Raw genomic sequence first — 23,563 nt, 5'->3', positions numbered from 1 at the left:
ACGGCTTGGCTAAATCAGGCCCATGGCAATTAATCTCGTCAAACTTTGCGTCGGTTGCGACAGTATTGAAGACCTCGCAGCCTGGATTGATTTCAGGCTTGCGGAGCAGCGTGCTGCCGGTGTTGTGCCCGAGCAGTTTCATACAACCCGCATGGTTCCCAAACGGGTGGATGAATTGCTTGCAGGTGGTTCGCTCTATTGGGTGATCAAGGGCAATGTGCAATGTCGCCAGCGTCTTCTGGACATACGCCCGTTTACGGATGAGCAGGGAATCAACCGCTGTCATCTGGTGCTCGAACCCAAGATTCATCCGACGGAGTGGCAGCCGCGCCGCGCTTTTCAGGGGTGGCGGTATCTGAATGAGAATGAGGTTCCTGCCGATGAAGCAGCGGGGAAATCGGGCAGAGCCGCTCTGCCACCGGAATTGCGACGTGAGCTGGCGGATCTCGGATTGCTTTAGATTCGTTTGCGTTAAAGCGGGATCGCTAAAGGCGTTACGCAGGTCTTGTTGGACGGTTACAAAGAAAAAAGCCTGCCGTTTCTGGCAGGCTTTTTTCATTTCGTATGTCAGCTTTCGATGGTGAGGCGTACTGAAACCTTGTCCGATGTGACGGGCAGGGTCATGCGCATCATCGTGCGCGGTTGTACCATTCTGCGATTGCGCGCTGCGTGGCTGACCAGCAGGCCGACCAGATCACGTGTATGGAGTCCTTTGCCATGACGGACATCTGCAATGCGAATCGCCGCCTGCTTAAGTGCCTGCACCGAAAACAGGGACCCGAGGGCTGAAGGCCGTGGCGCTTCTAGAGCCCATAGGCTGGGTGCCAAAGCATGTTGTCCGATCGTTTCATTCATATTCGACATCTCGAAACCCTCTACGCAATACTATTTTCGGGTCTAAAGCGGTTACGAGAGGGACTCCCCCCTCGCTGGGATTAATTTGCGACTGCGTAGCAGCCAAAACTCTTCTTTTTCAGCGACGCACATGCATCCCAGGCTGCCTTCTTTGACGAAAATCCGACAAAGCGGGCGCGGTAGAATGTCGAACCGCCTTTTACGAATGTCTCGGTATGGGGGGAGGCTGACCGAAGTGGTCCGCCAACAGATGAGGACACTTTTGCAAGCATATCGCGTGCCTGACCTTCGCTTGGCAGCGAGCCAACCTGAATAGCCCATCCGCCTGATGCAGCTGCAGAAGCGGTTGTTACGGGATCAATATCATGCTGAGCAGGAGCCGCAGGGATTGCAGCCTTTGGCATTGGACGGACAGCTGCCTGCGCTGCGGCGAGTGCTGCCGGACGCGGCGTTGGTGCAGCAAGAGCCAGAACCTGCGGCTGATCAACGTCGCCTTCGCCTGATTCATTGTTGATGACGTCTTCAATGCCGGCTTGACGGGCTACAGGGACTGGGGCGTTGCGTGCCTTTGGCAGTTGAGCTGATGCGACAACCTGAGGAACGTCACCACGCATGGCAATGAGAGGTTCGGAAGCGCGACCACGTGTTGCCATTGGCAGGTATTTTTTGATGAGCTGCGCCATATGGGCATCGCGGCTTGCGCCGGTGTTGCCACCCATCACGACGGCGACGATGCGGCGTCCATCAAGATTAACCGATGAGGCAAGGTTGTAGCCGGAAGCATTGGTGTAGCCGGTCTTGATGCCGTCAACACCTTCGATACGGCCAAGCAGACGGTTGTGACCGCGAATGGTTTGACCGCGATATTGGAAACTACTGCGCGAAAAATAAGCAAATTCACGCGGGAAATGCTGGCGAAGTGCAATGCTGAGGATTGCCATGTCGCGCGCAGTTGTAACCTGCGACATGTTTGGCAGGCCGGAAGCATTGCGGAATGTGGTGTTGCTCATGCCAAGACGACGCGCTTTTGCCGTCATCATCTGTGCAAATCGCTCTTCCGAACCGCCAAGGAATTCACCGGATGCAGCTGCGACGTCGTTCGCTGACTTTGTTACCATTGCAAGGATTGCATCCTCGACGCGAATGGACTGGCCTTTTTTGAAGCCGATTTTTGTCGGTGGACGTGCTGCGGCATATGCGGAAACCGGAATTCGCGTGTCTTTGTTGATGCGACCTGACTGCATTGCCTCAAGAAGCATATAAATTGTCATCATCTTGGTCAGCGACGCCGGGTAACGTTTCGCATCGGCGCTGGATGCAAACAGTGTTTTACCTGTATTGGCGTCGACCACGATCGCAGCGTACCGATCATTGGCCGCAGCAGGAACCGTGGTTGTGGCCGTAGAGCAGCCTGTTACAACAGCAAGAAGAAGCGCAGCTTGCGCTGTTCTTTTCATGACATATGCGACTTTACTGAATGCGGTACGCACGATGATGACCTGCCTGTATTCCGGTTTTTTTGGACTGCGGCACAAAGGGCACACAGCAATCTAATTCAGGAACCTTACTGTCATCAGCGTTACCAATCCGTTTATGGTAACTGGATTATTCACACATTTTAAAAAAAAGTTGTGGTGCCGTTTTTGGGAAAGCCCATGGAACTCAGCCCGATCGATGCTCGGCGGACGCTCTGCGCGGATGCTTAAATCGTAAGATTTGGCAATATTTTTGGGAGAGACCTGTGCCAATGCGCAGCCTTGTCATAAGTCTCGGTTGCAAGTGTCAGCGAAGGGCTTAAAATCAGCTTATGACGCCCTACATAAGGAAGGGCAAGCAGGCATAGAGTTGGGCATTGGGTGATAGGTTACATGCGGTATTTAAATCCAGTCATGCAAAGCAAGGCGAACGGCGGGAACGGACCGGATAACGGGACCGTTGTGGTTACGCGTACGCAGCCCAAAACCAAGAAGCCTAGCCTCTATCGCGTTCTGCTTCTCAATGATGACTATACTCCTATGGAGTTTGTCATTCATGTCCTGCAACGTTTTTTTCAGAAAGACATGGACGATGCGACGCGTATCATGTTGCATGTTCATAACCACGGTGTCGGTGAGTGCGGTGTATTCACATACGAAGTTGCTGAAACCAAGGTTAGTCAGGTCATGGATTTTGCCCGCCAAAACCAGCATCCATTACAATGTGTAATGGAGAAAAAGTGAGGTCATATGCCATCGTTTTCATCTAGCCTTGAAAGGGCGCTGCATCAGGCCCTCACAATCGCAAACGAGCGGCATCACGAGTATGCAACGCTCGAACATCTTCTGCTTGCTCTGATCGACGATCAGGATGCGGGCGCAGTGATGCGCGCCTGTAACGTCGATCTGGAGCATCTAAAAAGAATCGTGACCGATTACATCGATCGTGAGCTGGATAATCTCGTCACGGGCTATGATGAAGATTCCAAGCCAACTGCCGCTTTTCAACGTGTTATTCAGCGCGCGGTTATTCACGTCCAGTCCTCCAATCGCGAAGAAGTGACCGGCGCTAACGTGCTTGTTGCCATTTTTGCCGAGCGGGAAAGCCATGCTGCCTATTTCCTTCAGGAGCAGCAGATGACGCGCTACGATGCCGTCAATTATATCTCGCATGGCATTTCCAAACGCACGCAGAGCAGCGAAACGCGCCCGCCGCGTGGCGCGGAAAGTCCGAGCGAAGAACGCACCAGCGTGGAACCGGAAGAAAGTCCGAAGAAAAAGCAGGATGCTCTTACCGCCTATTGCGTCAATCTGAACGAGAAAGCGAAATCCGGTCGCATCGATCCTTTGATCGGTCGTGACAGCGAGATCAGCCGCACCATTCAGGTGCTGTGCCGTCGCTCCAAGAATAACCCGCTTTATGTGGGTGATCCGGGTGTCGGCAAGACGGCAATTGCTGAAGGTCTTGCGAAGCGTATCGTTGAAGGTGACGTGCCTGAAGCGCTTGCGAATGCAACAATCTTCTCGCTCGACATGGGCACGCTGCTTGCCGGTACACGTTATCGCGGTGATTTCGAAGAGCGCTTGAAACAGGTTGTGAAAGAGCTTGAAGATTATCCGGGTGCGGTTCTCTTTATTGACGAAATTCACACCGTTATCGGTGCGGGTGCCACTTCGGGCGGTGCGATGGATGCATCAAACCTGTTGAAGCCTGCTCTGTCTTCCGGTGCAATCCGTTGCATCGGATCGACGACCTATAAGGAATATCGTCAGTTCTTTGAAAAAGACCGTGCACTTGTGCGCCGTTTCCAGAAGATCGACGTCAATGAGCCTTCGATCCCTGATGCCATTGAGATCATGAAGGGTCTGAAGCCGTATTTTGAAGACTTCCATAAGGTTAAATATACGGTTGATGCGATCAAGTCGGCTGTGGAGCTTTCCGCGCGCTATATCTCGGATCGCAAATTGCCGGATAAAGCCATCGACGTGATCGATGAAACCGGTGCAAGCCAGATGCTTCTGCCGGAAAACAAGCGCAAGAAGACCATTGGTGTCAAGGAAATCGAAGCAACCATTGCCACCATGGCGCGGATACCGCCCAAGTCGGTTTCCAAGGATGATGAGGTTGTGCTCTCGCATCTTGATGCAGAGCTCAAGCGCGTTGTTTATGGTCAGGATCTTGCGATTGAGGCGCTTTCGGCTGCAATCAAGCTTGCTCGTGCAGGCTTGCGCGAGCCGGATAAGCCCATTGGTTCTTATCTGTTCTCCGGCCCGACAGGTGTTGGTAAGACAGAAGTTGCCAAGCAGCTTGCATCGTCGCTTGGCGTCGAACTGCTTCGTTTCGACATGTCGGAATATATGGAGCGTCACACTGTATCACGTTTGATCGGTGCGCCTCCCGGTTATGTCGGCTTCGATCAGGGCGGTCTTTTGACCGATGGCGTGGATCAGCATCCGCATTGTGTGCTGTTGCTCGATGAAATCGAAAAGGCACATCCGGATCTCTACAACATTTTGTTGCAGGTTATGGATCATGGTTCGCTTACCGATCACAACGGCAAGAAGATCGATTTCCGCAATGTTATCCTGATCATGACCACCAATGCCGGTGCCGCCGATATGGCAAAGGCTGCGATTGGTTTCGGCTCGACGCGGCGTGAAGGTGACGACATGGAAGCGATCAACCGGTTGTTTACGCCGGAATTCCGCAACCGTCTCGACGCAATTGTTCCGTTTGGTCCGCTGCCGGTTCCAGTCATTCATCAAGTTGTGCAGAAGTTCGTGCTTCAGCTTGAAGCGCAGCTTGCAGAACGTGGTGTGACATTCGAACTGACCGAGCCCGCTATCGCATGGCTTGCTGACAAGGGCTACGATGAGCGCATGGGCGCGCGTCCACTGGCGCGTGTCATTCAGGAGCACATCAAGAAGCCATTGGCCAATGAAGTGCTTTTTGGCAACTTAAAGAATGGCGGTACGGTTCGGGTTGATGTGAAGAAGAAAGAGGATGGTAAAACCGATCTCGTGCTTGAAACCCTTTCTTCGGACAAGCCAGTGAAGCCTAAAAAGGATATTCCGGCGGAAAAGAAGCAGCCCGTTCGCAAGAAGGCTGCGGCAAAGAAGCCTGAGAAGGAAAAGGTACTCGCTGGCAAGGATGATGCCGAGTCAAAACCTTCTGCCAAGGCATCAACGGTAAAATCGTCGGTCCCTAAAGTGCCGCGTAAGAAATAAAAACGTAAAAAGGCCCTTCACGTGAAGGGCCTTTTTATATCGGGTGCATTTTCTCTCTCTCATGATCTAATTACCGTATGTCTTCGAGTCCATTCCCCAGTTCAGACCATCACTCAGCAGAGCAATCTGGCCATCTTGGCTGGTTTTTTCGTGGCACACGACGCATTGTGAGTGTGCCTGCTATCTTGCTGATGAGTTCGTTTATCGGCTTTTCAGGACTGGCAATTGAAAGTGGCATAACTGTCGGGCAGGCGGTGTTTATGACACTCACCATCTGGGCGCTGCCTGCTAAGGTTGTGCTCATTGGTGCGATCAGCGCCGGAGCTTCAATCCCTGCCGCAGCTTTGGCGGTCGGATTGTCGTCGGTTCGGCTTATGCCGATGGTGGTGGCACTTTTACCGGAGCTGAAAGGCCCAAAGACGCGCAAGCTGACGCTGGCAGCACTTTGTCATTTTGTGGCAGTGACCGCCTGGGTCATGGCGATGGAAGAGCTGCGCAATGTGCCACGCGATATGCGCACAAGCTATTTTGCAGGCATTGGAAGCGTTCTGGTCGGAACGAATGCGCTTGTGGTGGCCTTGGTTTATACATTATCGGCGTCGTTTCCGCCGGTGGTGTTTGCAGCGCTTTTCATGCTTACGCCAATGTATTTTCTGACGTCGCTCTGGCGATCAGCGCGGGAACGGGCAGGGCAGATTGCCATGGTTTCCGGCATCGTGCTGTTTCCGATCTTTCATCAATTCGCACCGGGCTATGATCTGTTGGTGACGGGAGTTGTTGGCGGATTGATTGCATTTGTCTTTCATCATTTGCGCAAGGCAAAGAAGGAGGCTGTGCAATGAACTGGGACAGTTATTCCGACTGGTGGTGGCCGCTTATGTTCATCCTGCTTGCAGGCGCACTTCCGACCTATCTTTTCCGTGTTATGGGCGTCATTGTTGGCGGTCGGATACGTGAAGATTCCGAGGTTCTGGTGTTCGTGCGCTGTGTGGCGACGGCACTTGTCGCGGGTGTGATCGCCCAGCTTATTCTTTATCCGAACGGGGAGCTTGCGAACTCCCCGATGTGGTTGCGCGTTGGATCAGCCGCTGCCGGTTTTGTTGCTTATCTCATTGCCGGAAAGCGGTTGCTTGTCGGCATATTGGTGACAGAGGCGTTTCTGATAACGGGTTTGTTAAGCTTATAAAGATGATTCTTATCAAAGTGCTGCGCGGATTTTCTCAGCATTTGCTGTAAGAACGGCTGGATCTTCCATTTTTCCGGTATGAGGCTTTAATTCTACACCCTCAAAACGCGGGATGACGTGGAAGTGCAGATGATAAACTGTCTGGCCTGCTGCCGGTTCATTAAACTGACTGACAGTGACGCCATCGGCATCAAAAGCTTTCTTCACGGCATTGGCGATCTTTTGAACGGCCTTGATGGCTTGAGCGAGCGCTTCCGGCTCTGCATCAAGCAGATTGCGCGATGGTGCTCTGGGAACAACCAGCGTGTGGCCGGTTCCCTGCGGCATGACATCCATAAAAGCGACGACATCATCCGTTTCATAAACGCGTGTTGACGGAATTTCGCCGCGCAGGATTTTCGCGAAAATGTTGTTGTCGTCATAAGTGGCGGACATGCTTGTTTCTCCAGTTCACTCAATTATCAAGCTGGTTATGTGTGCCTGAAAGGCGTGTGCTTTTCCAGTGCCGTGTGGATCTGTTCGATTTCGTGCCGTTCATGTTCCAGATAGTCACTGACCGCACGGCGGAAGCCTTCATGTGCAATGTAATGCGCGGAATGGGTTGTGACCGGCACATAGCCACGGGCAAGCTTGTGTTCACCTTGCGCACCCGCTTCGACAACGCGCAGTTTTCGCTCAATCGCAAAGTCGATTGCCTGATGGTAACAGACTTCGAAATGGAGATAGGGGTGATCTTGGATGCAGCCCCAGTGTCGGCCATAGAGCGTATCGCTGCCGATAAAATTGATGGCACCGGCAATATAACGTCCGCCGCGTTTTGCCATTACCAGCAATATGTCTTCGGCCATCGCTTCACCAATCAGCGAGAAAAACTGACGGTTGAGGTAAGGGCGCCCCCATTTGCGGTTACCCGTATCCACGTAGAACTCAAAAAAGTTGTCCCATACAGATTCCGTCAGATCCTTGCCAGTCAGCCAGTCGATTTCTACGCCTTCGGAAAGCGCATCGCGGCGCTCTTTTTTGAGTGCTTTGCGTTTTCTGGAAACAAGTTCATTTAGAAAATCATCATATTTAGAAAAGCCATTGTTTATGAAATGAAACTGTTGATCCGTTCTATGAAGAAAGCCGGCTGCTTCGAGTGCCGAAATTTCGCTTAAAGGCGCAAATGTTACATGTGCAGAAGAAGCGCCTGTCTGATCAGTGAGTTGCCGAAGTCCGGTTGCGAGAGCGACCTGAATGGCTTCCGGTTCAAACTCCCGATGATGCAGCAAACGTGGGCCAGTGGCGGGGGTGAAAGGAATGGAAGCCTGAAACTTTGGATAGTATCGGCCGCCTGCGCGCTCAAAAGCATCGGCCCAGCCGTGGTCGAAGACATATTCGCCCTGGCTATGCCCTTTCAGGTAATTGGAGACGGCTCCAATCAGAAACCCCTGATTGTCTTCGAGGCGTAGATAATGGGGTAACCAGCCAGCTTGTCGAGACACGGAGCCGGATTGTTCCAGCGCCAGAAGAAATGCGCGTGAAACAAAGGGATTATAGTTGTCACCCTGCCGGGAGGCTCCGGCAAGGCGGTTCCATTCGGCTTCCGAAAAATCGCCGACGCTTTCGACGACGCGAAGGGCGAAGCTTTGCTCAGTCTGCCTCTCGTCGTCACTCATGGATTTTCTCTCTAAGCTACCAATGATCGGGGATCGAAACCTTCAAAGGTAATCTGGTCCACGTTGAGATCGCTGTGCTTCTTCATTTCCATATCGCGCACTGTCCAGCTGATGACCGGAAGGTTGAGCTTGTCGCGCACGAAGCTGACGAACGGGTTGGGTAGATGATGCACATTGTAGGATACGAATGAAATCGGATGCGCGAGCATCGAGAAATGTGCCTCGAAATGCTTCATTCTGGTGCCTTCTGCCGTCAGGCCGCCGGGAATGCCCGGAGCATCGCTTGCAAACAGTCGCACCAGATGATGGTCGAAAGACATGATTGCAACTTCGCCCTTATAATCCGCCAATTCCTTGGCGACGGCGGCCACAAGGCCGTCATCACGGCCTTCAATGCCCTTCAGCTCGATTACGATAGGCACGCGGCCAGCCACAAGGTCAAGCATCTGCTTGAGCGTTGGCGCATGATCATCTGTGTCGCCAATGCGCAACTCAGTGGCTTCGGCAAGTGTCAGATCGCTGATACGGCCTTTGCGTCCAGTAAGGCGTTCAAGATCATCATCATGAAACACGATGACGCCGCCATCTTTGGTCAGGTGTACGTCGCATTCAATCGCAAAGCCGGCTTTTGCGGCTGCATCAAAGGCTGAGAGCGTGTTTTCCCAGCGCGCATTGTTGAGGTCGTGGAGACCACGATGCGCAATCGGCTGCTTTTTGAGCCATTCAGGAGAAGACATTATGCAACCTCAATGATGGCTTCAACTTCAACAGGTGCATTCAGCGGCAGGCTTGCCACACCGACAGCGGAGCGCGCGTGTTTACCCGCATCACCAAGGACTGCGACGAGCAGATCGGATGCGCCATTGGCAACCAGGTGTTGCTCAACGAACGTTGTGCTCGAAGATACGAATATGGTGATTTTCACAATTCGCTTAATGCGGTTAAGATCGCCAAGCGCTGCCTTTGCCTGTGCCAGAATGTTGATGGCGCAGGCGCGTGCAGCCGTCTGACCGTGAGCAACCGTTAAGGTATCGCCAATCTGGCCTGTGTGCACAAGCTTGCCGTTTTCCAGTGGAAGCTGACCGGATGTGAGCAGCAAAGAGCCCGTCTGTGCGAAAGGCACATAGTTTGCGGCTGGCGCTGCTGCCTCCGGCAAAGATATACCCAGATTTTTAAGACGGCTGTCGATTGTGTCGGTCATTCCATTAATCCTTGCTAACTTAATGCCTTCTACTTCCGACTTTATACATAGAATCGGTGAAGCTTTTGGGGAGGGTGCGATTTTTGCCTCGCTTCCGCCACGAGTTTTTTTATCATGCTCCTCAACAGATCGGGAGATTCATATATGCGTTTTTTGAGTATGGCATTTGCGGCGTCCGGAGCTGCGGTTTGTATCTGGGGCGGCGTTGCCAATGCGGCTTCGACGGTGACGTTGGTTCCGCATCGCGCAGTGTATGATCTTACATTGGATCGTGCCGATGAAAAATCTGGGATCACTGGTCTGACGGGCCGCATGGTTTACGAGTTTAATGGTTCTGCTTGCGAAGGTTACACAACGAATTTTCGGTTTGTAACACGCATTGACATGGACGAGCAGCCGCAACGCGTGACTGATCAGCAGACGACAACCTTTGAAAGTGGTAACGGCAAGGATTTCCGTTTCGTCAACAAAACCTTTGTCGACAAGGAGCTGGTCAAGGAAGTACGCGGTGATGCCAAGGTTGAAGATGGGAAGACCGTGGTTGCACTCACCAAGCCGAAGGAAAACAAGCTTGATCTGAAGGCGACGCAGTTTCCAACCATGCATATGGAAGAACTTGTTGCCAAGGCTGTAGCCGGAGAGAAATTTTACCAGACGTCTCTTTATGATGCATCAGAAGACGCGGACCGTGTTGTTTCGACGACCGTTGTTGTCGGAAAGGAACAGCAAGCCAAGGGCGATGAAGCCAAAGCCATGGGCAAGTTCATGAAGGACAATGTCTGGCCGGTCACGATCTCCTATTTTGACGACAAGGAAAAGCAGGACGGTCTTCCAATCTATCGTATCAATTTCAAGCTCTACCGAAACGGCATCACCCGTGACCTGACCATGGACTATGGAGATTTTTCCATGCACGGAAAGTTGGTTAAGCTCGATGTTTATGGCGAGGATAAAAGCACCGTTAAACAAGCCTGCCCTTAGTAAGAGGTATATTTTATAACTATTAATTGTGGCTGCATGCCGATTAAGTTTCATTTTATTGTTTTTTTATAGTTATAAAGACGTGATATAGTAAAATTATTTATGTGGATTGTTTTATGAAGAAATTATTATTTCTGGCTTCTGTTGTTTTGTTGGCAGCTTCTCCGTCTATGGCGGCTGCCAAGCATCATCACCCGGTGACAAAAGCCAATCCTCAATGTGTGCGAACAGACAAGGCTCAGATTGCCACTCTCTTTGATCGTTGGAACAATTCACTGCGGACAGGAGATGCGCGTAAAGTAGCCGCAAACTACGCACGTGACTCGGTGCTTCTGCCTACGATGTCCAATCGTGTGCGTAAGACTGACGGGGAGCGGATCGATTACTTTGAACATTTTTTAAAAGAGCATCCGGTCGGGCATATAGATAGCCGCACAATCCGAATTGGTTGTAATGACGCGATTGACACAGGTGCTTACACTTTTACTTTTGCTGACGGGAAAAAAGTGCAGGCCCGCTATACGTTTACTTATGTTTGGGATCATAAGCGATGGTTGATTTCCTCCCATCATTCTTCACTGATGCCTGAAAAGTAAGAGAGCTGCTAAGCTGAGAATTTGAATAGCTTGAGCCGCTAGCTTATATAGCCAATATAACTTGTTTCATCTGAGTGGTGAAATCAAATGCTCTCCCGTATTTGAGGGGCAGGGCTTGCATTTATCGGCGCGTTGGTTTAACAGCGCGCCTATTCCACACACGGGATTGGGCTTTTGCCGGGAGAAATCCGGCCTCAGCCTCCGGTGGCGAGTGATCGCCTCAGCCCGTGGAGGTTAAACCGGAAAAGGAAAATACAGATGGCATTGCCTGAATTCAGCATGCGCCAGCTTCTGGAAGCTGGTGTTCACTTTGGTCACCAGACACACCGCTGGAACCCAAAGATGGCTCCATATATCTATGGCGACCGCAACAACATTCACATTCTTGATCTGTCGCAGACCGTTCCTCTGCTGCACAACGCGCTGAAGGTCGTTTCCGACACCGTTGCTCGTGGCGGTCGTGTTCTGTTCGTTGGCACGAAGCGTCAGGCTTCGGACATTATTGCTGACGCAGCAGCCCGTTCGGCTCAGTATTATGTCAACGCGCGCTGGCTCGGCGGCATGATGACCAACTGGAAGACAATCTCGAATTCGATCCAGCGTCTGCGCAAGCTTGACGAAATCCTTTCCGGCGAAGCACAGGGCTTCACCAAGAAGGAACGCCTGAACCTTGAGCGCGAACGTGAAAAACTTGACCGCGCACTCGGTGGCATCAAGGACATGGGTTCGGTTCCTGACCTGATGTTCATCGTTGACACCAACAAGGAAGCAATTGCTATCCAGGAAGCCAAGCGTCTTGGTATTCCAGTTGTTGCGATCATCGATTCGAACTGTAATCCAGATCAGATCGACTACCCAATCCCGGGCAACGACGATGCTGCACGTGCTATTTCGCTTTATTGCGACCTGATTGCACGCGCTGCTCTCGACGGCATTGCACGTCAGCAGGGCGCTATGGGCATCGACATTGGTGCACAGGCCGAAGTTCCTGTTGAGCCAGCTCTCGAAGCTCCGGCTGCAGGCGCATAATCAGCGTTTATGATTTTCATCCACTCGTCATATGACGGGTGGATAACTTCATTCGTTCCGATGCAATCAGCGTCGGTTAAAAGTTGGCACACCCATTCGGTGTGCCTTCGCTTTCGTGAAAGGCGACACAATGAGCATTTCCGCATCACAGGTTAAAGAACTCCGCGAACTGACCGGCGCTGGCATGATGGACTGCAAGGCAGCGCTTGCTGAAACCAATGGCGACATCGAAGCCGCTGTTGATTATCTGCGCGCCAAGGGTATCGCTAAGGCTGACAAGAAGGCTGGCCGTACGGCTGCTGAAGGTCTGGTTGGCGTTGCAGCTTCCGGCAACAAGGCTGTTGTTGTTGAAGTCAACTCCGAAACCGACTTCGTTGCCCGCAACGATGCTTTCCAGGATCTCGTCCGCAAGATTGCCCAGACCGCTCTGTCGACTGACGGTTCGTCTGAAGCTGTTGCTGAAGCAAACATCGAAGGCAAGTCGGTAACGCAGGCTGCTAAGGATGCTGTTGCAACCATCGGTGAAAACATCAGCTTCCGCCGTTCGGCAGCTCTTGAAGTCTCCAAGGGTGCAGTTGCTACCTATATTCACAATGGCGTTGCAGATGGCCTCGGCAAGCTCGGCGTTCTCGTTGCAATCGAAACAGAAGGCAATGCAGAAGCTGCAAGCGCATTCGGTCGTCAGGTTGCCATGCACGTTGCTGCGATCAACCCGCTTGCTCTGACTGCTGCTGATGTTGATCCGGCTGCTGCTGAGCGCGAAAAGGCGATCTTCATCGAGCAGGCTCGTGAATCGGGCAAGCCAGACAATATCATCGAAAAGATGATCGAAGGCCGTATGCGCAAGTTCTACGAAGAAGTTGTTCTTCTTTCGCAGGCTTTCGTTATCAATCCTGACCTTACTGTTGAAGCAGCACTCAAGGAAGCTGAAAAGTCGATCGGCGCTCCTGCCAAGATCACCGGCTTTGCGCGTATTGCGCTTGGCGAAGGTATCGAGAAGGAAGAAAGCGATTTTGCTGCTGAAGTTGCTGCGGCAGTTAAGGGCTAATCAGTCTTTTCGTCTGAAAAGGTTTTTGATTATGAAGGGCATCGCGTGACAACGCGGTGCCCTTCGTGTATCGCAACCTCAATAGTAACAGTCGTTCATCATCTGCGGAGAAACCTCCATGTCCGTCAAGCCCGCCTATAAACGCGTTCTTTTGAAAGCCTCTGGTGAGGCACTGATGGGCAGTCAGGGTTTTGGCATCGATGTTTCGGTCGCTGATCGCATTGCAAACGACATCAAGCAGGCGCGTGCTCTTGGCGTCGAGGTTGGCGTTGTCATTGGCGGCGGTAATATTTTCCGCGGCGTGGCTGTTGCCTCAAAGGGGGGCGACCGCGTGATCGGTGATCACATGGGTATGCTCGCAACCATCATCAATTCGCTGGCTTTGCGCACCTCGCTGCACAAGATCGGTGTGGATGCTGTCGTTCTGTCGGCAATCGCCATGCCCGAAATCTGCGAGAGCTTCTCCCAGCGGCAGGCAACTGCTTATATGGATGAGGGCAAGGTTGTTATTTTTGCGGGCGGCACCGGCAATCCATTCTTCACGACAGATTCTGCGGCGGCCCTGCGTGCTGCTGAAATCGGTGCGGATGCACTTTTGAAGGGAACACAAGTCGACGGTATCTATACCGCCGATCCTAAAAAAGACCCGGAAGCCACCCGTTTCGATCATCTCACCCATAAGGAAGTTCTTGATCGCGGACTGGCTGTCATGGATACCACAGCAGTTGCACTTGCACGTGAGAACAACATTCCGATAATAGTCTATTCCATTCATGAAAACGGCGGCTTGGCCGAAATTCTGCAAGGCAGGGGACGTTGCACGATCGTTTCCGATAACTGATCATTGACCTTGCCCCCAAGCACTGAAGGAGAAATTGCATGAGCGATGTTTTTGACATCAACGACCTGAAGCGCCGCATGGAAGGCGCCGTTAACGCGCTGAAGCATGACCTTGGTGGCCTGCGTACAGGCCGCGCATCAGCAAGCTTGCTCGAACCGATCACGATTGAAGCTTACGGCTCCACAATGCCGATCAATCAGGTCGCCAATATTACTGTGCCAGAATCGCGTATGCTTTCGGTGTCCGTGTGGGACAAGACCATGGTTGGTGCGGTTGAGCGTGCGATTCGTGATTCTGGTCTTGGTCTCAATCCGATCACCGACGGCATGACGCTGCGCATTCCTTTGCCCGAACTGAACGAACAGCGTCGTAAAGAGCTGGTCAAGATTGCGCATCAATATGCCGAACAGGGCCGTATTGCCGCACGCCACGTTCGTCGCGATGGTATGGACACGCTGAAAAAGCTGGAGAAGGACGGCGACATCAGTCAGGATGACAGCCGCGGACTTTCCGAAAAAGTCCAGAAGCTGACTGACGATACCATTGCTGAAATGGACAAGATTGTTACCGTCAAAGAAGGAGAGATCATGCAGGTTTAGGCCGCGCATGATTTTTCAGTGAGGGAGAGCAGCGATATGTCCGATCCGCGCCATATAGCTATTATCATGGACGGTAATGGACGTTGGGCGAAGGCGCGAGGGCTTCCGCGAAGCGCTGGCCACAGGGCCGGCGTTGAAGCATTGCGCGAGACGGTGCGCTATGCTGGTGATCGCAAGCTTGGCTATCTCACCCTTTTTGCATTTTCATCTGAAAACTGGTCGCGCCCAAGCGGTGAAGTCGGCGATCTTATGGGGTTGCTCAAGCTTTTCATCCGGCGTGACCTTGCCGAACTGCATCGCAACAATGTTCGTGTGCGCATCATTGGCGAGCGGGACGGGTTGGCGTCTGATATTTGCGCCTTGCTCACGGAAGCTGAATCGCTGACGCGCAAAAATACCGGCCTTAATCTGATTATCGCGTTCAATTATGGGTCGCGTGACGAAATCGCGCGTGCGGTGAAGAGCCTTGCAGCCGATGTGGCGGCAGGGCGCCTTGATCCGTCTTCTATTTCGCCGGAGCTGATCTCGGCTAATCTTGATACTGCCGGAATTCCCGATCCGGATCTGATTATCCGTACGAGCGGCGAAATGCGGCTTTCTAATTTTCTGCTCTGGCAGGCTGCCTATTCCGAATTTCTGTTCGTGCCGGGACACTGGCCTGATTTCAAGGCCGCTGATCTTGATGCTGCTTATGAAGCTTTCCGTCAGCGTGAACGTCGTTTTGGTGGCGTAGAGGTGCCCAACAAGCTCGAAGAGTGCTCACCCGCAATCGAATGCACGCCAGCAAAAGGTGCCGCGGTTTGATGTGGCCTGACCGCATAGAGCGCCGTGCACCTGTTGGGGCGCACAATCGTCGCTCTCACAGTTTAAGTTAGCCGAAAGGTATCAATGTCAAATCTGCAAACGCGTATTCTGACCGCCATTGTTCTCGGAGCCGCAGCTCTTTGTCTGACCTGGATAGGCGGGCTGGGGTTCACCCTGTTCTCCATCGCGATTGGGCTGGCGATGTTTTATGAGTGGGCGGAACTGAGCGCGACAAAGCAGACGTTATTTTCACGTTTCTTTGGCTGGGGTTGGTTGCTGGTAACCTTTGTGCTTTTGATTCTTGATCGTGGGGCCTTGCTGACGATTGGTTTCCTGTTGGCAGGTTCGATTGTTCTTTTGGCAACGCAGTGGAAGACCGGGCGCGGCTGGCCTGCTGCCGGTCTTTTTTATGCGGGTTTTTCTGCAATTTCCCTTTCGTTGTTGCGTGGCGACGAGCCGTTCGGGTTCACAGCTATCTGCTTCCTGTTTGCAGTTGTATGGTCGACCGATATCGCTGCCTATTTCAATGGGCGCGCGCTCGGTGGGCCGAAACTTGCGCCGCGCTTTTCGCCCAACAAAACATGGTCGGGCGCTTTGGGCGGTGCTGCTGCCGCTGTCGCGGGCGGCATCCTTGTTGCGTCGCTCGTTGCTGCTCCGGGAAGTTTTATTGTCCCGCTGCTGGCGCTTTTGTTGTCAATTGTCTCGCAGATCGGCGATCTCGCAGAATCATGGGTGAAGCGTCAGTTCGGCGCTAAAGATTCTGGTCGTCTTCTGCCGGGGCATGGTGGTGTTCTTGATCGCGTTGATGGACTTGTGGCTGCTGCCGCTATTTTGTACCTATTTGGTGCTATTATTGCAGAGCCTGATGTGCCATCAGCCATATTTTTTAGTTTCTGACAGCGTATGAATTTGTAGGAGTGGTAATTTGCAGGAGGCTCTTGCCTTTTTCATTGGTGGTGAAAGTCTGTTCGTAGGGACGATTATTCCATTTCTGTTTGTGCTGACTGTTGTCGTTTTTGTGCATGAAATGGGACATTATCTGGTTGGCAGATGGTGCGGCATTGGTGCGAGCGCCTTTTCTATCGGTTTTGGACCAGAACTGATCGGCTTTAACGACCGACACGGCACGCGCTGGAAGCTTTCGGCTATCCCGCTTGGCGGCTATGTGAAGTTTCTGGGCGATGAGAGTGCCACCAGTTCGCCTGTCGGTGTGGATAATTCCACTCTCAGTGCAGAAGAACAGAGCAGGGCTTTTCATACCCAACCGGTCTGGAAGCGTGCTGCAACGGTGTTTGCCGGTCCTGCATTCAACATCATTCTCACGGTTGTTATCTTCAGCGTATTTTTTGGCCTGTATGGCCGACAGATTGCCGATCCGCTTGTTGCCGGTGTTCAGCCGAACACACCGGCTGCTGAGGCTGGCTTTAAGCCGGGCGATCGCTTTATGAGTGTCGACGGGCAGAAGATTACGACGTTTGCTGATGTGCAGCGGATTGTTTCCGGTCGCTCGGGTGATGTTTTAGACTTCACAGTGGAGCGCGACGGCAAACTGGTTGATCTGCAAGCCACGCCAGCGCTCGTTGAACGCACCGATCCCCTTGGCAATAAAGTCAAGATGGGTGCAATCGGCGTGGAAATCACGCAGGAAGTCGGAAATTTTCGCAGGATTGAATATGGTCCACTCGAATCAGTGGGACAGGCGATTCTGGAAACCGGCCATATCATCAGCCGGACCGGAGAATTTTTTCAGCGCTTTGCTGTTGGACGCGAAGATAAGTGCCAACTCGGTGGTCCTGTTAAGATTGCTAATATGGCGGGCAAGGCCGCAAGCCAGGGATTTGACTGGTTGATTCAGCTCACAGCCATGCTTTCCATTGGTATCGGGCTTCTGAACCTGTTTCCGTTGCCGCCTTTGGACGGTGGGCATCTGGTTTTTTATGCCGTGGAAGCGATCAAGGGCAGCCCTGTGTCTGTCGGCGCGCAGGAGATTTTTTATCGCGTTGGATTCCTCGTTGTTATGGGATTCATGGGGTTCGTACTTTTCAACGACTTGTTTGCCTGCTAGATCACTGGGCAAATTGGTCGACGAGGAACCGGGTCGCGTTGTTACTTTGGCGGGGCCTGCCATTTTTTAAGAAGCACTACGCACATTAAAAACTGTGCAGAGGTGTTAATCAGAAATGAACATTGGGAGCGAGGACTGGAAAAGCGTAGTGATCTGTTTACCATAAACATTAAATCGCGTGGCATGGATGCCACGCTAATTGCTTAAGTAAACAGATTTTAACTGTGGCGCTTGCTTGTATAGAAAAACCGGTTATTACGGTTGTATCTATACGTGCATTTCTGGGAAAATCGCCCCGGGGACAGAAAGAAACGAAGGTTCGGAAAGCCCATGACGGCAAGTTCTAAATTCTTTGGTGCCGCTTCAGCGCTCGCCATGTCAGTTGCTCTTGTAGCTTCGGGTTCGGCTGCGCTTTCTCTGGTGTCGGTCAATGCTGCTCAGGCTGCTGTTGTCAATCGCATCGAAGTGCGCGGAAATTCGCGCGTTGATGCGCAGACAATCCGTGACAATATCGATATTCGCCCAGGCAAAGCTTTCAACAGCACCGATATTGATGACGCCGTAAAGCGTCTTTATGCCATGGGGCTGTTTTCTGATGTTCGCATCAATCAGTCTGGTAGCACGCTTGTCATCCATGTTGATGAACGTAAGGTCGTTAATAACGTCCTGTTCCAGGGCAACAAGAAGATCAAGGATCCTGACCTTGCTCGCGCTATCCAGCTTAAGCCGCGCTCGCCTTATGATGCTGCGGTGATGGAAGCTGACAAGGAAGCCATTAAGGGTGCCTATGCACATATCGGCCGCAGCGATGCGATCGTGAATGCACGGACGGTTGATCTTGGTCAGGGCCGCGTCAATGTGGTCTATGAGATCACAGAAGGTGGTCGCACAAAGATCGCTGATATTAATTTTGTCGGCAACAACGTCTATAGCGCGCGTCGTCTGCGCGATGTGATCTCCACAAAGCGTTCGAACCCGCTGTCGTGGTTGACCCGTAACGACGTTTACGATGAAGGTCGCTTGCAGGCTGACGAAGAAGCGCTGCGTCGTTTCTACTACAATCGCGGCTATGCGGATTTCCGTGTGTTGTCGTCGAATGCTGTGCTTGATCCGGCGACCAACGAATACACGATCACCATCAATGTTGACGAAGGTCAGCGTTATAATTTCGGTAATGTAACCGTAGAAAGCACCGTAGAAGGTGTTGATACGCAGGCTCTCGATCGTCTTGTGAAGACGCGTACGGGTAAGCCTTACAGCGCCAAGGAAGTTGAAGATTCGGTTACGGCTATCACCGAAAACGTCGCCGGTAGCGGTTATGCGTTTGCCAAGGTTGAGCCTCGTGGTGACCGTGATTTCGAAAACAACACGATTTCGCTTGTTTACAGTGTTGATCAGGGTCCGCGCGCTTATGTTGAGCGCATTGAGATCCGTGGCAACGACAAGACCCGTGATTATGTTATTCGTCGTGAGTTCGACATGAATGAAGGCGATGCCTTCAATCAGGTTATGGTTCAGCGCGCGAAGCGTCGTCTTGAAGCGCTCGATTTCTTCCAGACAGTTAATGTGTCGACCGCGCCGGGTGCAGAGCCTGATCAGGTGATCCTGATTGTCGATGTTGTCGAAAAGTCGACCGGTGAATTCTCGATCGGCGGTGGTTATACGACGGGTGGTGATTCGCCGGGTGCGCAGGTTGAAGCTGCGATTACCGAGCGTAACTTCCTCGGACGTGGCCAGTTCGTCCGTATCAGTGCCGGTGCCGGTCAGGACAAGATGCGTAACTACGCCTTGTCGTTCACCGAGCCATATTTCCTTGGCTATCGCATGTCGGCCGGGTTTGACGTATTCCGTCGCTCATATCGCGTGAGCAGCGGTGGTCGTTACGACGTTGAGCAGACGGGTGGCACGATTCGTTTCGGTCTTCCGATTACGGATAACTTCTCGGCTGGTCTTGCTTACAATCTCGTTCAGGAAAAGTATAAGCTTGACGTTCTTGACGCCCAGGGCAATCCAGACCCGAACTATTATGCCCCAGCGCTTATCGAAGCTGGCCAGCATAGCCCATGGCTTCGTTCTTCGATCAGCTACTCGCTGACCTATAACTCCATTGATGATATGAAGAATCCGCATGATGGTATTTATGCGCGCTTCAATCAGGAGTTTGCAGGTCTGGGCGGCGACGCGAAATACATCAAGACCACGTTCAAGGCTAACTACTATCAGACACTCGCACAGGAAGCTGACATTGTCGGTATGCTGGGTGTTGGCGGTGGTTACATCCACGAGTTCGGCAATGATGGCGTTCGTATCTTCGATATGTTCAAGAACAATTCGGATATGATCCGCGGTTTCAAGTTTAACGGTATCGGTCCTTATCAGGACGCTGGAAACGGCAACCGCTACTGGCTTGGTGGAACCACCTACGCAAATGCTACGGCTGAAGTTCAGTTCCCGATGCCTGTTGTTCCGGAAAGCCTTGGTATTCGCGGTGCATTGTTTGCTGATGCAGCGACACTTTACGGAAACAGCTCCTCGCTTGGTGGTCAACCTGTTCTCGGCGATGACAAGAAGCTCCGCGCTTCGGTCGGTGTCAGCTTGATGTGGGCTTCGCCGTTTGGTCCGTTGCGCTTTGACTACGCATTCCCAGTTGCTAAGGCTGATACCGATAAGGTTCAGAATTTCAACTTCGGTGTTTCGACCAAGTTCTAATAGATTTGCCTTTTCCCGGGGCAGACATGCCCCGGGCAAGAAAGTGCTTTGATGGCAGATCCCATTTTTTTCAAGCCTTCCCGTGAACTCACGATCGGCGATATTGCAGATTTCACCGGTGCAAGCCTTCGTAACCCGAAGCTTGCGCCGCGTGCTGTTGCGCGTTTGGCGTCTTTAAGCGACGCAAGTGACGATGCGCTTGTTTTCGTTGATGGCAAGAGAAATGCGTTAGCGCTTGCCGGTATGAAAGCCGCAGGCGTTTTATGCTCCGAAGATGTCGCAGACAGCGTTCCTCCCGGCATCGCCGCACTTGTTACCCGCAATCCACACCGTGATTTTTCATCCGTTGGACGGATGCTGTTTCCTGTTTCCGTGCGGCCTGAAAGCTGGCTGGGCGAGACCGGCATTTCACCTTCTGCATTCATTCATCCATCTGCGAAGATTGAAGAGGGTGCAACGATTGAAGCCGGCGCGATGATTGGCAGAAATGTCAGCATCGGTTCCGGCACGCTGATTGCAGCCACGGCTGTTGTGGGTGAGGGCTGTCAGATCGGGCGCGATAGCTATATTGCGCCGGGTGTTGCCATTCAGTTTGCGATGCTCGGCAATCGTGTGTCTTTGCATCCGGGTGTTCGCATCGGGCAGGATGGGTTTGGCTATGTGCCGGGTCCGCGCGGGCTGGAAAAGGTACCTCAGCTTGGCCGCGTTATTCTTCAGGATGATGTGGAAATCGGTGCAAATACCACGATAGACCGTGGAGCATTGAACGACACGATTATCGGTGAAGGCACCAAGATCGATAATCTTGTGCAGATTGCACATAATGTGCGCTTTGGCCGGTTTTGCGTTGTGGCTGCACTTTGTGGCATTTCCGGCAGTGTTGTTATCGGTGATCAGACCATGATCGGTGGCAGTGTCGGCCTTGCCGATCATGTCGTTATCGGTTCGCGTGTGCAGATTGCTGCGGGAAGCGGCGTTATGAATGACATACCCGATGGTGAGCGTTGGGGGGGCGTCCCTGCTCGACCAATCAAGCAATGGTTCCGAGATATTGCGAATATCCGAAGCATCGGGAAACCAAGAAAGGAGCAATCCTCTGATGAGTGATGCTAATCTGAAGCTGGAAACCGCAGACATTCAGGATATTTTGCGTGCGCTTCCGCATCGTTATCCGTTTTTGCTCATTGACCGTATCATTAATATTGATGGCGATCAGTCTGCGACTGGCATCAAGAATGTTTCGATGAATGAGCCGCATTTTACCGGCCATTTTCCAGACAAGCCAATTATGCCGGGCGTTCTGATCATTGAAGCCATGGCACAGACAGCTGGCGCAATCACAGTTCTTCATAATGGTGCTGATAAGCCGAGCCTCGTCTATTTCATGACAATCGACAAAGCCAAGTTCCGTCGCCCTGTTGTTCCTGGCGATCAGCTTCACCTTCACGTGAAAAAGATCAAACAGCGCGGAAATATCTCTAAATTTGAGTGCGTAGCAGAGGTCGATGGCGTAAAGGTTGCCGAAGCTGAAGTCGCCGCGATGGTTGGCGTAGCCGAAGAGAAGGCGTGAGTACCTCAATGAAGGAAACTTTTATCCACCCTACTGCTCTCGTCGAGGCGGGTGTGGAACTTGGGCAGGGCGTATCTGTCGGCCCTTTTTGCCATGTGCTGTCTGGTGCTATCATCGGTGATGGCTCGGAACTGATGAGCCATGTTGTGGTCAGCGACGCGGTAACGCTCGGCGCTGGCGCAAAGGTATATCCGCATGCTGTTCTGGGTTGCGATCCGCAGAATGGAAAGCATAAAGGCGGACCGACCCGACTGACAGTGGGTACGAATTGCCTTATCCGCGAAGGTGTCACCATGCACCGCGGTTCAGACAGCAGTCGCGGCTTCACAAGTGTTGGCGACAATTGCCAGTTTCTCGCCTATGCGCATGTGGCGCATGATTGCGATGTTGGCAATCACGTTACATTCGCCAATAACGTCATGATCGGCGGTCATGTCGAGATCGGTGACTATGCGATTCTTGGCGGTGGTTCGGCTGTTCACCAGTTCACGCGCGTTGGACATCATGCCTTTGTTGGCGGGATGGCCGCACTTGCACATGATCTGATCCCTTACGGCAGTGCGATCGGCAACCATGCGTATCTTGGTGGTCTGAATATCATCGGAATGAAGCGTTCCGGTATGCAGCGCAAGGATATCCATAATCTGCGCCACGCGGTGCATATGCTGTTTGATCGCTCCAAGCCTGTGCGTGAACGCGCGCAGGACGTTCTCAAGGCAATTCCTGACTCCGATGGTGTGAAGGACCTGATTTCCTTCATTCTTGTTGAAAATAAACGTGCCTATTGTACGCCGCCGCTTGGTTCATCCATAGGCGGAGCGATGGATGATGGTGACGGTGATTGATAGCGGGAAAAGCGCGATAATGCGCCCGCGCACGGCCATTATTGCTGGCAATGGTCTTTTGCCGATTAAAGTTGCCGAGGCTCTGAAGGCGGATGGAAATCCGCCTTTTGTACTTCCGTTGCGCGGTGAAGCTGATGCTTCACTTTATGATTATGATCATCAGGAAATTTCGGCTGTTGATTTTGGCATGCTGATGCGCGCCATGCGGTCTGCTGGCGTTTCGCAAGTGGTTCTGGCCGGTGGCCTTCGCAATCGACCACATTTGAGCGATTTGAAGCTTAATTTACCGACAATCCGGGCTGCGCGGTATGTTCTGGTTGCGCTCAGTCAGGGCGATGATGCGCTGTTGCGCGCCTTTATGCGCTTGCTGGAGCGCTACGGCTTTAAAATGGTGGGAGCGCACGAAGTTGTGCCAGACTTGTTGTCCCCCGAACCTGCGCGTTGTTTGACCCGTTTGGGAGCAGATTCGCGTGAGCGTCGGAATATCGCGCTTGCGATGGACGCAGCGCTTCGCCTGGGTGAACTTGATGTCGGGCAGGGCGCTATAGCGACTGGGGGGCGTGTTGTTGCGCTTGAGGGGGCTGAAGGCACCGACTTGATGATTGAGCGCGTTTTTGCGCTGCGTCAGGAAGGCAGAATTTCAAAACGCGGCGGCGTGCTTGTCAAAATGGCTAAGCCACGGCAGGATGAGCGCGCTGATTTGCCAGCGATCGGTGTGTCTACGGTGGAAAATGCAGCGCGGGCTGGCCTTTCCGGAATCGCGATTGAAGCGGGACGCACCTTCATTCTCGGCCTTGGTGAAACCCTGGCTGCGGCAAATGAAAAAGGCCTTTTTATCGAGACGATCAGTCGAAGCACAAAGGACATATAAGG

Annotated in this window: 25 protein-coding genes; 19 read left to right on the top strand and 6 right to left on the bottom strand. The window is 52.5% G+C overall.

The window, feature by feature from the left end:
* Window positions 1–22: 22 nt before the first annotated feature.
* A complete protein-coding gene (locus tag ABE530_RS12175; RefSeq protein WP_265984549.1) occupies window positions 23–460 on the top strand; it encodes a DUF1489 family protein in 438 nt (145 codons plus the stop codon).
* A gap of 107 nt (window positions 461–567) precedes the next feature.
* On the opposite strand, the gene ABE530_RS12170 is transcribed toward ABE530_RS12175, so the two are convergent.
* Complete coding sequence (locus ABE530_RS12170) at window positions 568–864, bottom strand: hypothetical protein (protein ID WP_265984550.1); 297 nt, start codon at window positions 862–864, stop codon at window positions 568–570.
* Window positions 865–935: 71 nt separating this feature from the next.
* On the bottom strand, window positions 936–2,345 hold the full coding sequence (locus tag ABE530_RS12165; RefSeq protein WP_265984551.1) for a D-alanyl-D-alanine carboxypeptidase: 1,410 nt from the start codon (window positions 2,343–2,345) through the stop codon (window positions 936–938).
* Window positions 2,346–2,723: 378 nt separating this feature from the next.
* Between ABE530_RS12165 and clpS the strand changes: the two genes are divergently transcribed.
* The 4 genes from clpS to ABE530_RS12145 all read left to right on the top strand — a co-directional run bounded on the left by clpS (window position 2,724) and on the right by ABE530_RS12145 (window position 6,744).
* Entirely contained in the window at window positions 2,724–3,074 is a 351-nt protein-coding gene (gene clpS / locus ABE530_RS12160) for an ATP-dependent Clp protease adapter ClpS (protein WP_265984552.1), read from the top strand.
* Between the two features lie 6 nt (window positions 3,075–3,080).
* On the top strand, window positions 3,081–5,558 hold the full coding sequence (gene clpA / locus ABE530_RS12155; protein WP_499694691.1) for an ATP-dependent Clp protease ATP-binding subunit ClpA: 2,478 nt from the start codon (window positions 3,081–3,083) through the stop codon (window positions 5,556–5,558).
* A gap of 77 nt (window positions 5,559–5,635) precedes the next feature.
* Entirely contained in the window at window positions 5,636–6,400 is a 765-nt protein-coding gene (locus ABE530_RS12150; protein WP_499694690.1) for an AzlC family ABC transporter permease, read from the top strand.
* A complete protein-coding gene (locus tag ABE530_RS12145) occupies window positions 6,397–6,744 on the top strand; it encodes an AzlD domain-containing protein (protein ID WP_265984555.1) in 348 nt (115 codons plus the stop codon). Before ABE530_RS12150 ends, ABE530_RS12145 begins: the two co-directional genes overlap by 4 nt.
* 12 nt (window positions 6,745–6,756) lie before the next feature.
* Here the strand turns inward: ABE530_RS12145 and ABE530_RS12140 are convergent, their stop codons facing one another.
* From ABE530_RS12140 to ABE530_RS12125, 4 genes are read right to left on the bottom strand one after another with little or no spacing between them, the layout of a single operon-like run.
* Window positions 6,757–7,179 (bottom strand): HIT family protein, encoded by a 423-nt coding sequence (locus ABE530_RS12140; RefSeq protein WP_499694689.1) that lies wholly within the window; start codon window positions 7,177–7,179, stop codon window positions 6,757–6,759.
* Between the two features lie 35 nt (window positions 7,180–7,214).
* Entirely contained in the window at window positions 7,215–8,402 is a 1,188-nt protein-coding gene (locus tag ABE530_RS12135; RefSeq protein WP_499694688.1) for a GNAT family N-acetyltransferase, read from the bottom strand.
* 11 nt (window positions 8,403–8,413) lie between these two features.
* A complete protein-coding gene (locus ABE530_RS12130) occupies window positions 8,414–9,139 on the bottom strand; it encodes a glycerophosphodiester phosphodiesterase (protein ID WP_265984558.1) in 726 nt (241 codons plus the stop codon).
* The gene (locus ABE530_RS12125; RefSeq protein ID WP_499694687.1) at window positions 9,139–9,603 is read right to left on the bottom strand and encodes a RidA family protein; all 465 of its coding nucleotides are present in this window, start codon (window positions 9,601–9,603) and stop codon (window positions 9,139–9,141) included. Before ABE530_RS12125 ends, ABE530_RS12130 begins: the two co-directional genes overlap by 1 nt.
* A gap of 144 nt (window positions 9,604–9,747) precedes the next feature.
* On the opposite strand from ABE530_RS12125, the gene eipB reads away from it, so the two are divergent.
* From eipB to ABE530_RS12055, 14 genes are all read left to right on the top strand, one after another.
* Window positions 9,748–10,584 (top strand): cell envelope integrity protein EipB, encoded by an 837-nt coding sequence (gene eipB / locus ABE530_RS12120; protein WP_499694686.1) that lies wholly within the window; start codon window positions 9,748–9,750, stop codon window positions 10,582–10,584.
* 116 nt (window positions 10,585–10,700) lie between these two features.
* Window positions 10,701–11,180 carry an SgcJ/EcaC family oxidoreductase gene (locus ABE530_RS12115; RefSeq protein WP_499694685.1) on the top strand — a complete coding sequence of 160 codons (480 nt, stop codon included), beginning with the start codon at window positions 10,701–10,703 and terminating at the stop codon, window positions 11,178–11,180.
* Between the two features lie 258 nt (window positions 11,181–11,438).
* Complete coding sequence (gene rpsB / locus ABE530_RS12110) at window positions 11,439–12,209, top strand: 30S ribosomal protein S2 (protein WP_265984562.1); 771 nt, start codon at window positions 11,439–11,441, stop codon at window positions 12,207–12,209.
* A 130-nt stretch (window positions 12,210–12,339) separates the two neighbouring features.
* The gene (tsf, locus tag ABE530_RS12105) at window positions 12,340–13,257 is read left to right on the top strand and encodes a translation elongation factor Ts (RefSeq protein ID WP_265984563.1); all 918 of its coding nucleotides are present in this window, start codon (window positions 12,340–12,342) and stop codon (window positions 13,255–13,257) included.
* Between the two features lie 118 nt (window positions 13,258–13,375).
* The gene (pyrH, locus tag ABE530_RS12100) at window positions 13,376–14,098 is read left to right on the top strand and encodes a UMP kinase (protein ID WP_265984564.1); all 723 of its coding nucleotides are present in this window, start codon (window positions 13,376–13,378) and stop codon (window positions 14,096–14,098) included.
* A gap of 38 nt (window positions 14,099–14,136) precedes the next feature.
* Complete coding sequence (gene frr, locus ABE530_RS12095; RefSeq protein WP_265984565.1) at window positions 14,137–14,697, top strand: ribosome recycling factor; 561 nt, start codon at window positions 14,137–14,139, stop codon at window positions 14,695–14,697.
* 18 nt (window positions 14,698–14,715) lie between these two features.
* Complete coding sequence (locus tag ABE530_RS12090) at window positions 14,716–15,501, top strand: isoprenyl transferase (RefSeq protein WP_265984566.1); 786 nt, start codon at window positions 14,716–14,718, stop codon at window positions 15,499–15,501.
* 84 nt (window positions 15,502–15,585) lie between these two features.
* Window positions 15,586–16,398, top strand: a complete 813-nt coding sequence (locus ABE530_RS12085; protein ID WP_499694684.1) for a phosphatidate cytidylyltransferase — start codon at window positions 15,586–15,588, stop codon at window positions 16,396–16,398.
* Between the two features lie 28 nt (window positions 16,399–16,426).
* Window positions 16,427–17,566: an RIP metalloprotease RseP gene (gene rseP, locus ABE530_RS12080; RefSeq protein WP_396997025.1), complete on the top strand. Its 1,140-nt coding sequence runs from the start codon at window positions 16,427–16,429 to the stop codon at window positions 17,564–17,566.
* A gap of 330 nt (window positions 17,567–17,896) precedes the next feature.
* Window positions 17,897–20,275, top strand: a complete 2,379-nt coding sequence (gene bamA / locus ABE530_RS12075) for an outer membrane protein assembly factor BamA (protein ID WP_265984569.1) — start codon at window positions 17,897–17,899, stop codon at window positions 20,273–20,275.
* A 51-nt stretch (window positions 20,276–20,326) separates the two neighbouring features.
* Window positions 20,327–21,382 carry a UDP-3-O-(3-hydroxymyristoyl)glucosamine N-acyltransferase gene (lpxD, locus tag ABE530_RS12070; RefSeq protein ID WP_499694683.1) on the top strand — a complete coding sequence of 352 codons (1,056 nt, stop codon included), beginning with the start codon at window positions 20,327–20,329 and terminating at the stop codon, window positions 21,380–21,382.
* Window positions 21,375–21,845 (top strand): 3-hydroxyacyl-ACP dehydratase FabZ, encoded by a 471-nt coding sequence (gene fabZ, locus ABE530_RS12065; RefSeq protein ID WP_265984571.1) that lies wholly within the window; start codon window positions 21,375–21,377, stop codon window positions 21,843–21,845. Before lpxD ends, fabZ begins: the two co-directional genes overlap by 8 nt.
* 8 nt (window positions 21,846–21,853) lie before the next feature.
* On the top strand, window positions 21,854–22,690 hold the full coding sequence (lpxA, locus tag ABE530_RS12060) for an acyl-ACP--UDP-N-acetylglucosamine O-acyltransferase (protein ID WP_265984573.1): 837 nt from the start codon (window positions 21,854–21,856) through the stop codon (window positions 22,688–22,690).
* On the top strand, window positions 22,671–23,561 hold the full coding sequence (locus ABE530_RS12055; RefSeq protein ID WP_499694682.1) for an LpxI family protein: 891 nt from the start codon (window positions 22,671–22,673) through the stop codon (window positions 23,559–23,561). The genes lpxA and ABE530_RS12055 overlap by 20 nt, the downstream gene beginning before the upstream one ends.
* Window positions 23,562–23,563 lie beyond the last annotated feature (2 nt).

The organism is Brucella sp. TWI559 (genome assembly GCF_039674265.1).
In the GTDB taxonomy this organism is placed as follows: Bacteria; Pseudomonadota; Alphaproteobacteria; order Rhizobiales; family Rhizobiaceae; genus Brucella; species Brucella chromiisoli.
The sequence above is the reverse complement of the archived record's forward strand: the minus strand, read 5'-3'. Positions and strand labels throughout refer to the sequence as shown.

Coding starts and splice junctions, on each gene's coding strand:
- ABE530_RS12150 (WP_499694690.1), top strand. CDS start 5,636: ATGTCTTCGAGTCCATTCCCCAGTTCAGACCATCACTCAGCAGAGCAA.
- clpS (WP_265984552.1), top strand. CDS start 2,724: ATGCGGTATTTAAATCCAGTCATGCAAAGCAAGGCGAACGGCGGGAAC.
- ABE530_RS12145 (WP_265984555.1), top strand. CDS start 6,397: ATGAACTGGGACAGTTATTCCGACTGGTGGTGGCCGCTTATGTTCATC.
- tsf (WP_265984563.1), top strand. CDS start 12,340: ATGAGCATTTCCGCATCACAGGTTAAAGAACTCCGCGAACTGACCGGC.
- clpA (WP_499694691.1), top strand. CDS start 3,081: ATGCCATCGTTTTCATCTAGCCTTGAAAGGGCGCTGCATCAGGCCCTC.
- fabZ (WP_265984571.1), top strand. CDS start 21,375: ATGAGTGATGCTAATCTGAAGCTGGAAACCGCAGACATTCAGGATATT.
- rpsB (WP_265984562.1), top strand. CDS start 11,439: ATGGCATTGCCTGAATTCAGCATGCGCCAGCTTCTGGAAGCTGGTGTT.
- ABE530_RS12085 (WP_499694684.1), top strand. CDS start 15,586: ATGTCAAATCTGCAAACGCGTATTCTGACCGCCATTGTTCTCGGAGCC.
- frr (WP_265984565.1), top strand. CDS start 14,137: ATGAGCGATGTTTTTGACATCAACGACCTGAAGCGCCGCATGGAAGGC.
- ABE530_RS12140 (WP_499694689.1), bottom strand. CDS start 7,179: ATGTCCGCCACTTATGACGACAACAACATTTTCGCGAAAATCCTGCGC.
- ABE530_RS12125 (WP_499694687.1), bottom strand. CDS start 9,603: ATGACCGACACAATCGACAGCCGTCTTAAAAATCTGGGTATATCTTTG.
- ABE530_RS12130 (WP_265984558.1), bottom strand. CDS start 9,139: ATGTCTTCTCCTGAATGGCTCAAAAAGCAGCCGATTGCGCATCGTGGT.
- ABE530_RS12170 (WP_265984550.1), bottom strand. CDS start 864: ATGTCGAATATGAATGAAACGATCGGACAACATGCTTTGGCACCCAGC.
- ABE530_RS12115 (WP_499694685.1), top strand. CDS start 10,701: ATGAAGAAATTATTATTTCTGGCTTCTGTTGTTTTGTTGGCAGCTTCT.
- lpxD (WP_499694683.1), top strand. CDS start 20,327: ATGGCAGATCCCATTTTTTTCAAGCCTTCCCGTGAACTCACGATCGGC.
- pyrH (WP_265984564.1), top strand. CDS start 13,376: ATGTCCGTCAAGCCCGCCTATAAACGCGTTCTTTTGAAAGCCTCTGGT.
- ABE530_RS12175 (WP_265984549.1), top strand. CDS start 23: ATGGCAATTAATCTCGTCAAACTTTGCGTCGGTTGCGACAGTATTGAA.
- eipB (WP_499694686.1), top strand. CDS start 9,748: ATGCGTTTTTTGAGTATGGCATTTGCGGCGTCCGGAGCTGCGGTTTGT.
- lpxA (WP_265984573.1), top strand. CDS start 21,854: ATGAAGGAAACTTTTATCCACCCTACTGCTCTCGTCGAGGCGGGTGTG.
- ABE530_RS12135 (WP_499694688.1), bottom strand. CDS start 8,402: ATGAGTGACGACGAGAGGCAGACTGAGCAAAGCTTCGCCCTTCGCGTC.
- ABE530_RS12055 (WP_499694682.1), top strand. CDS start 22,671: ATGATGGTGACGGTGATTGATAGCGGGAAAAGCGCGATAATGCGCCCG.
- bamA (WP_265984569.1), top strand. CDS start 17,897: ATGACGGCAAGTTCTAAATTCTTTGGTGCCGCTTCAGCGCTCGCCATG.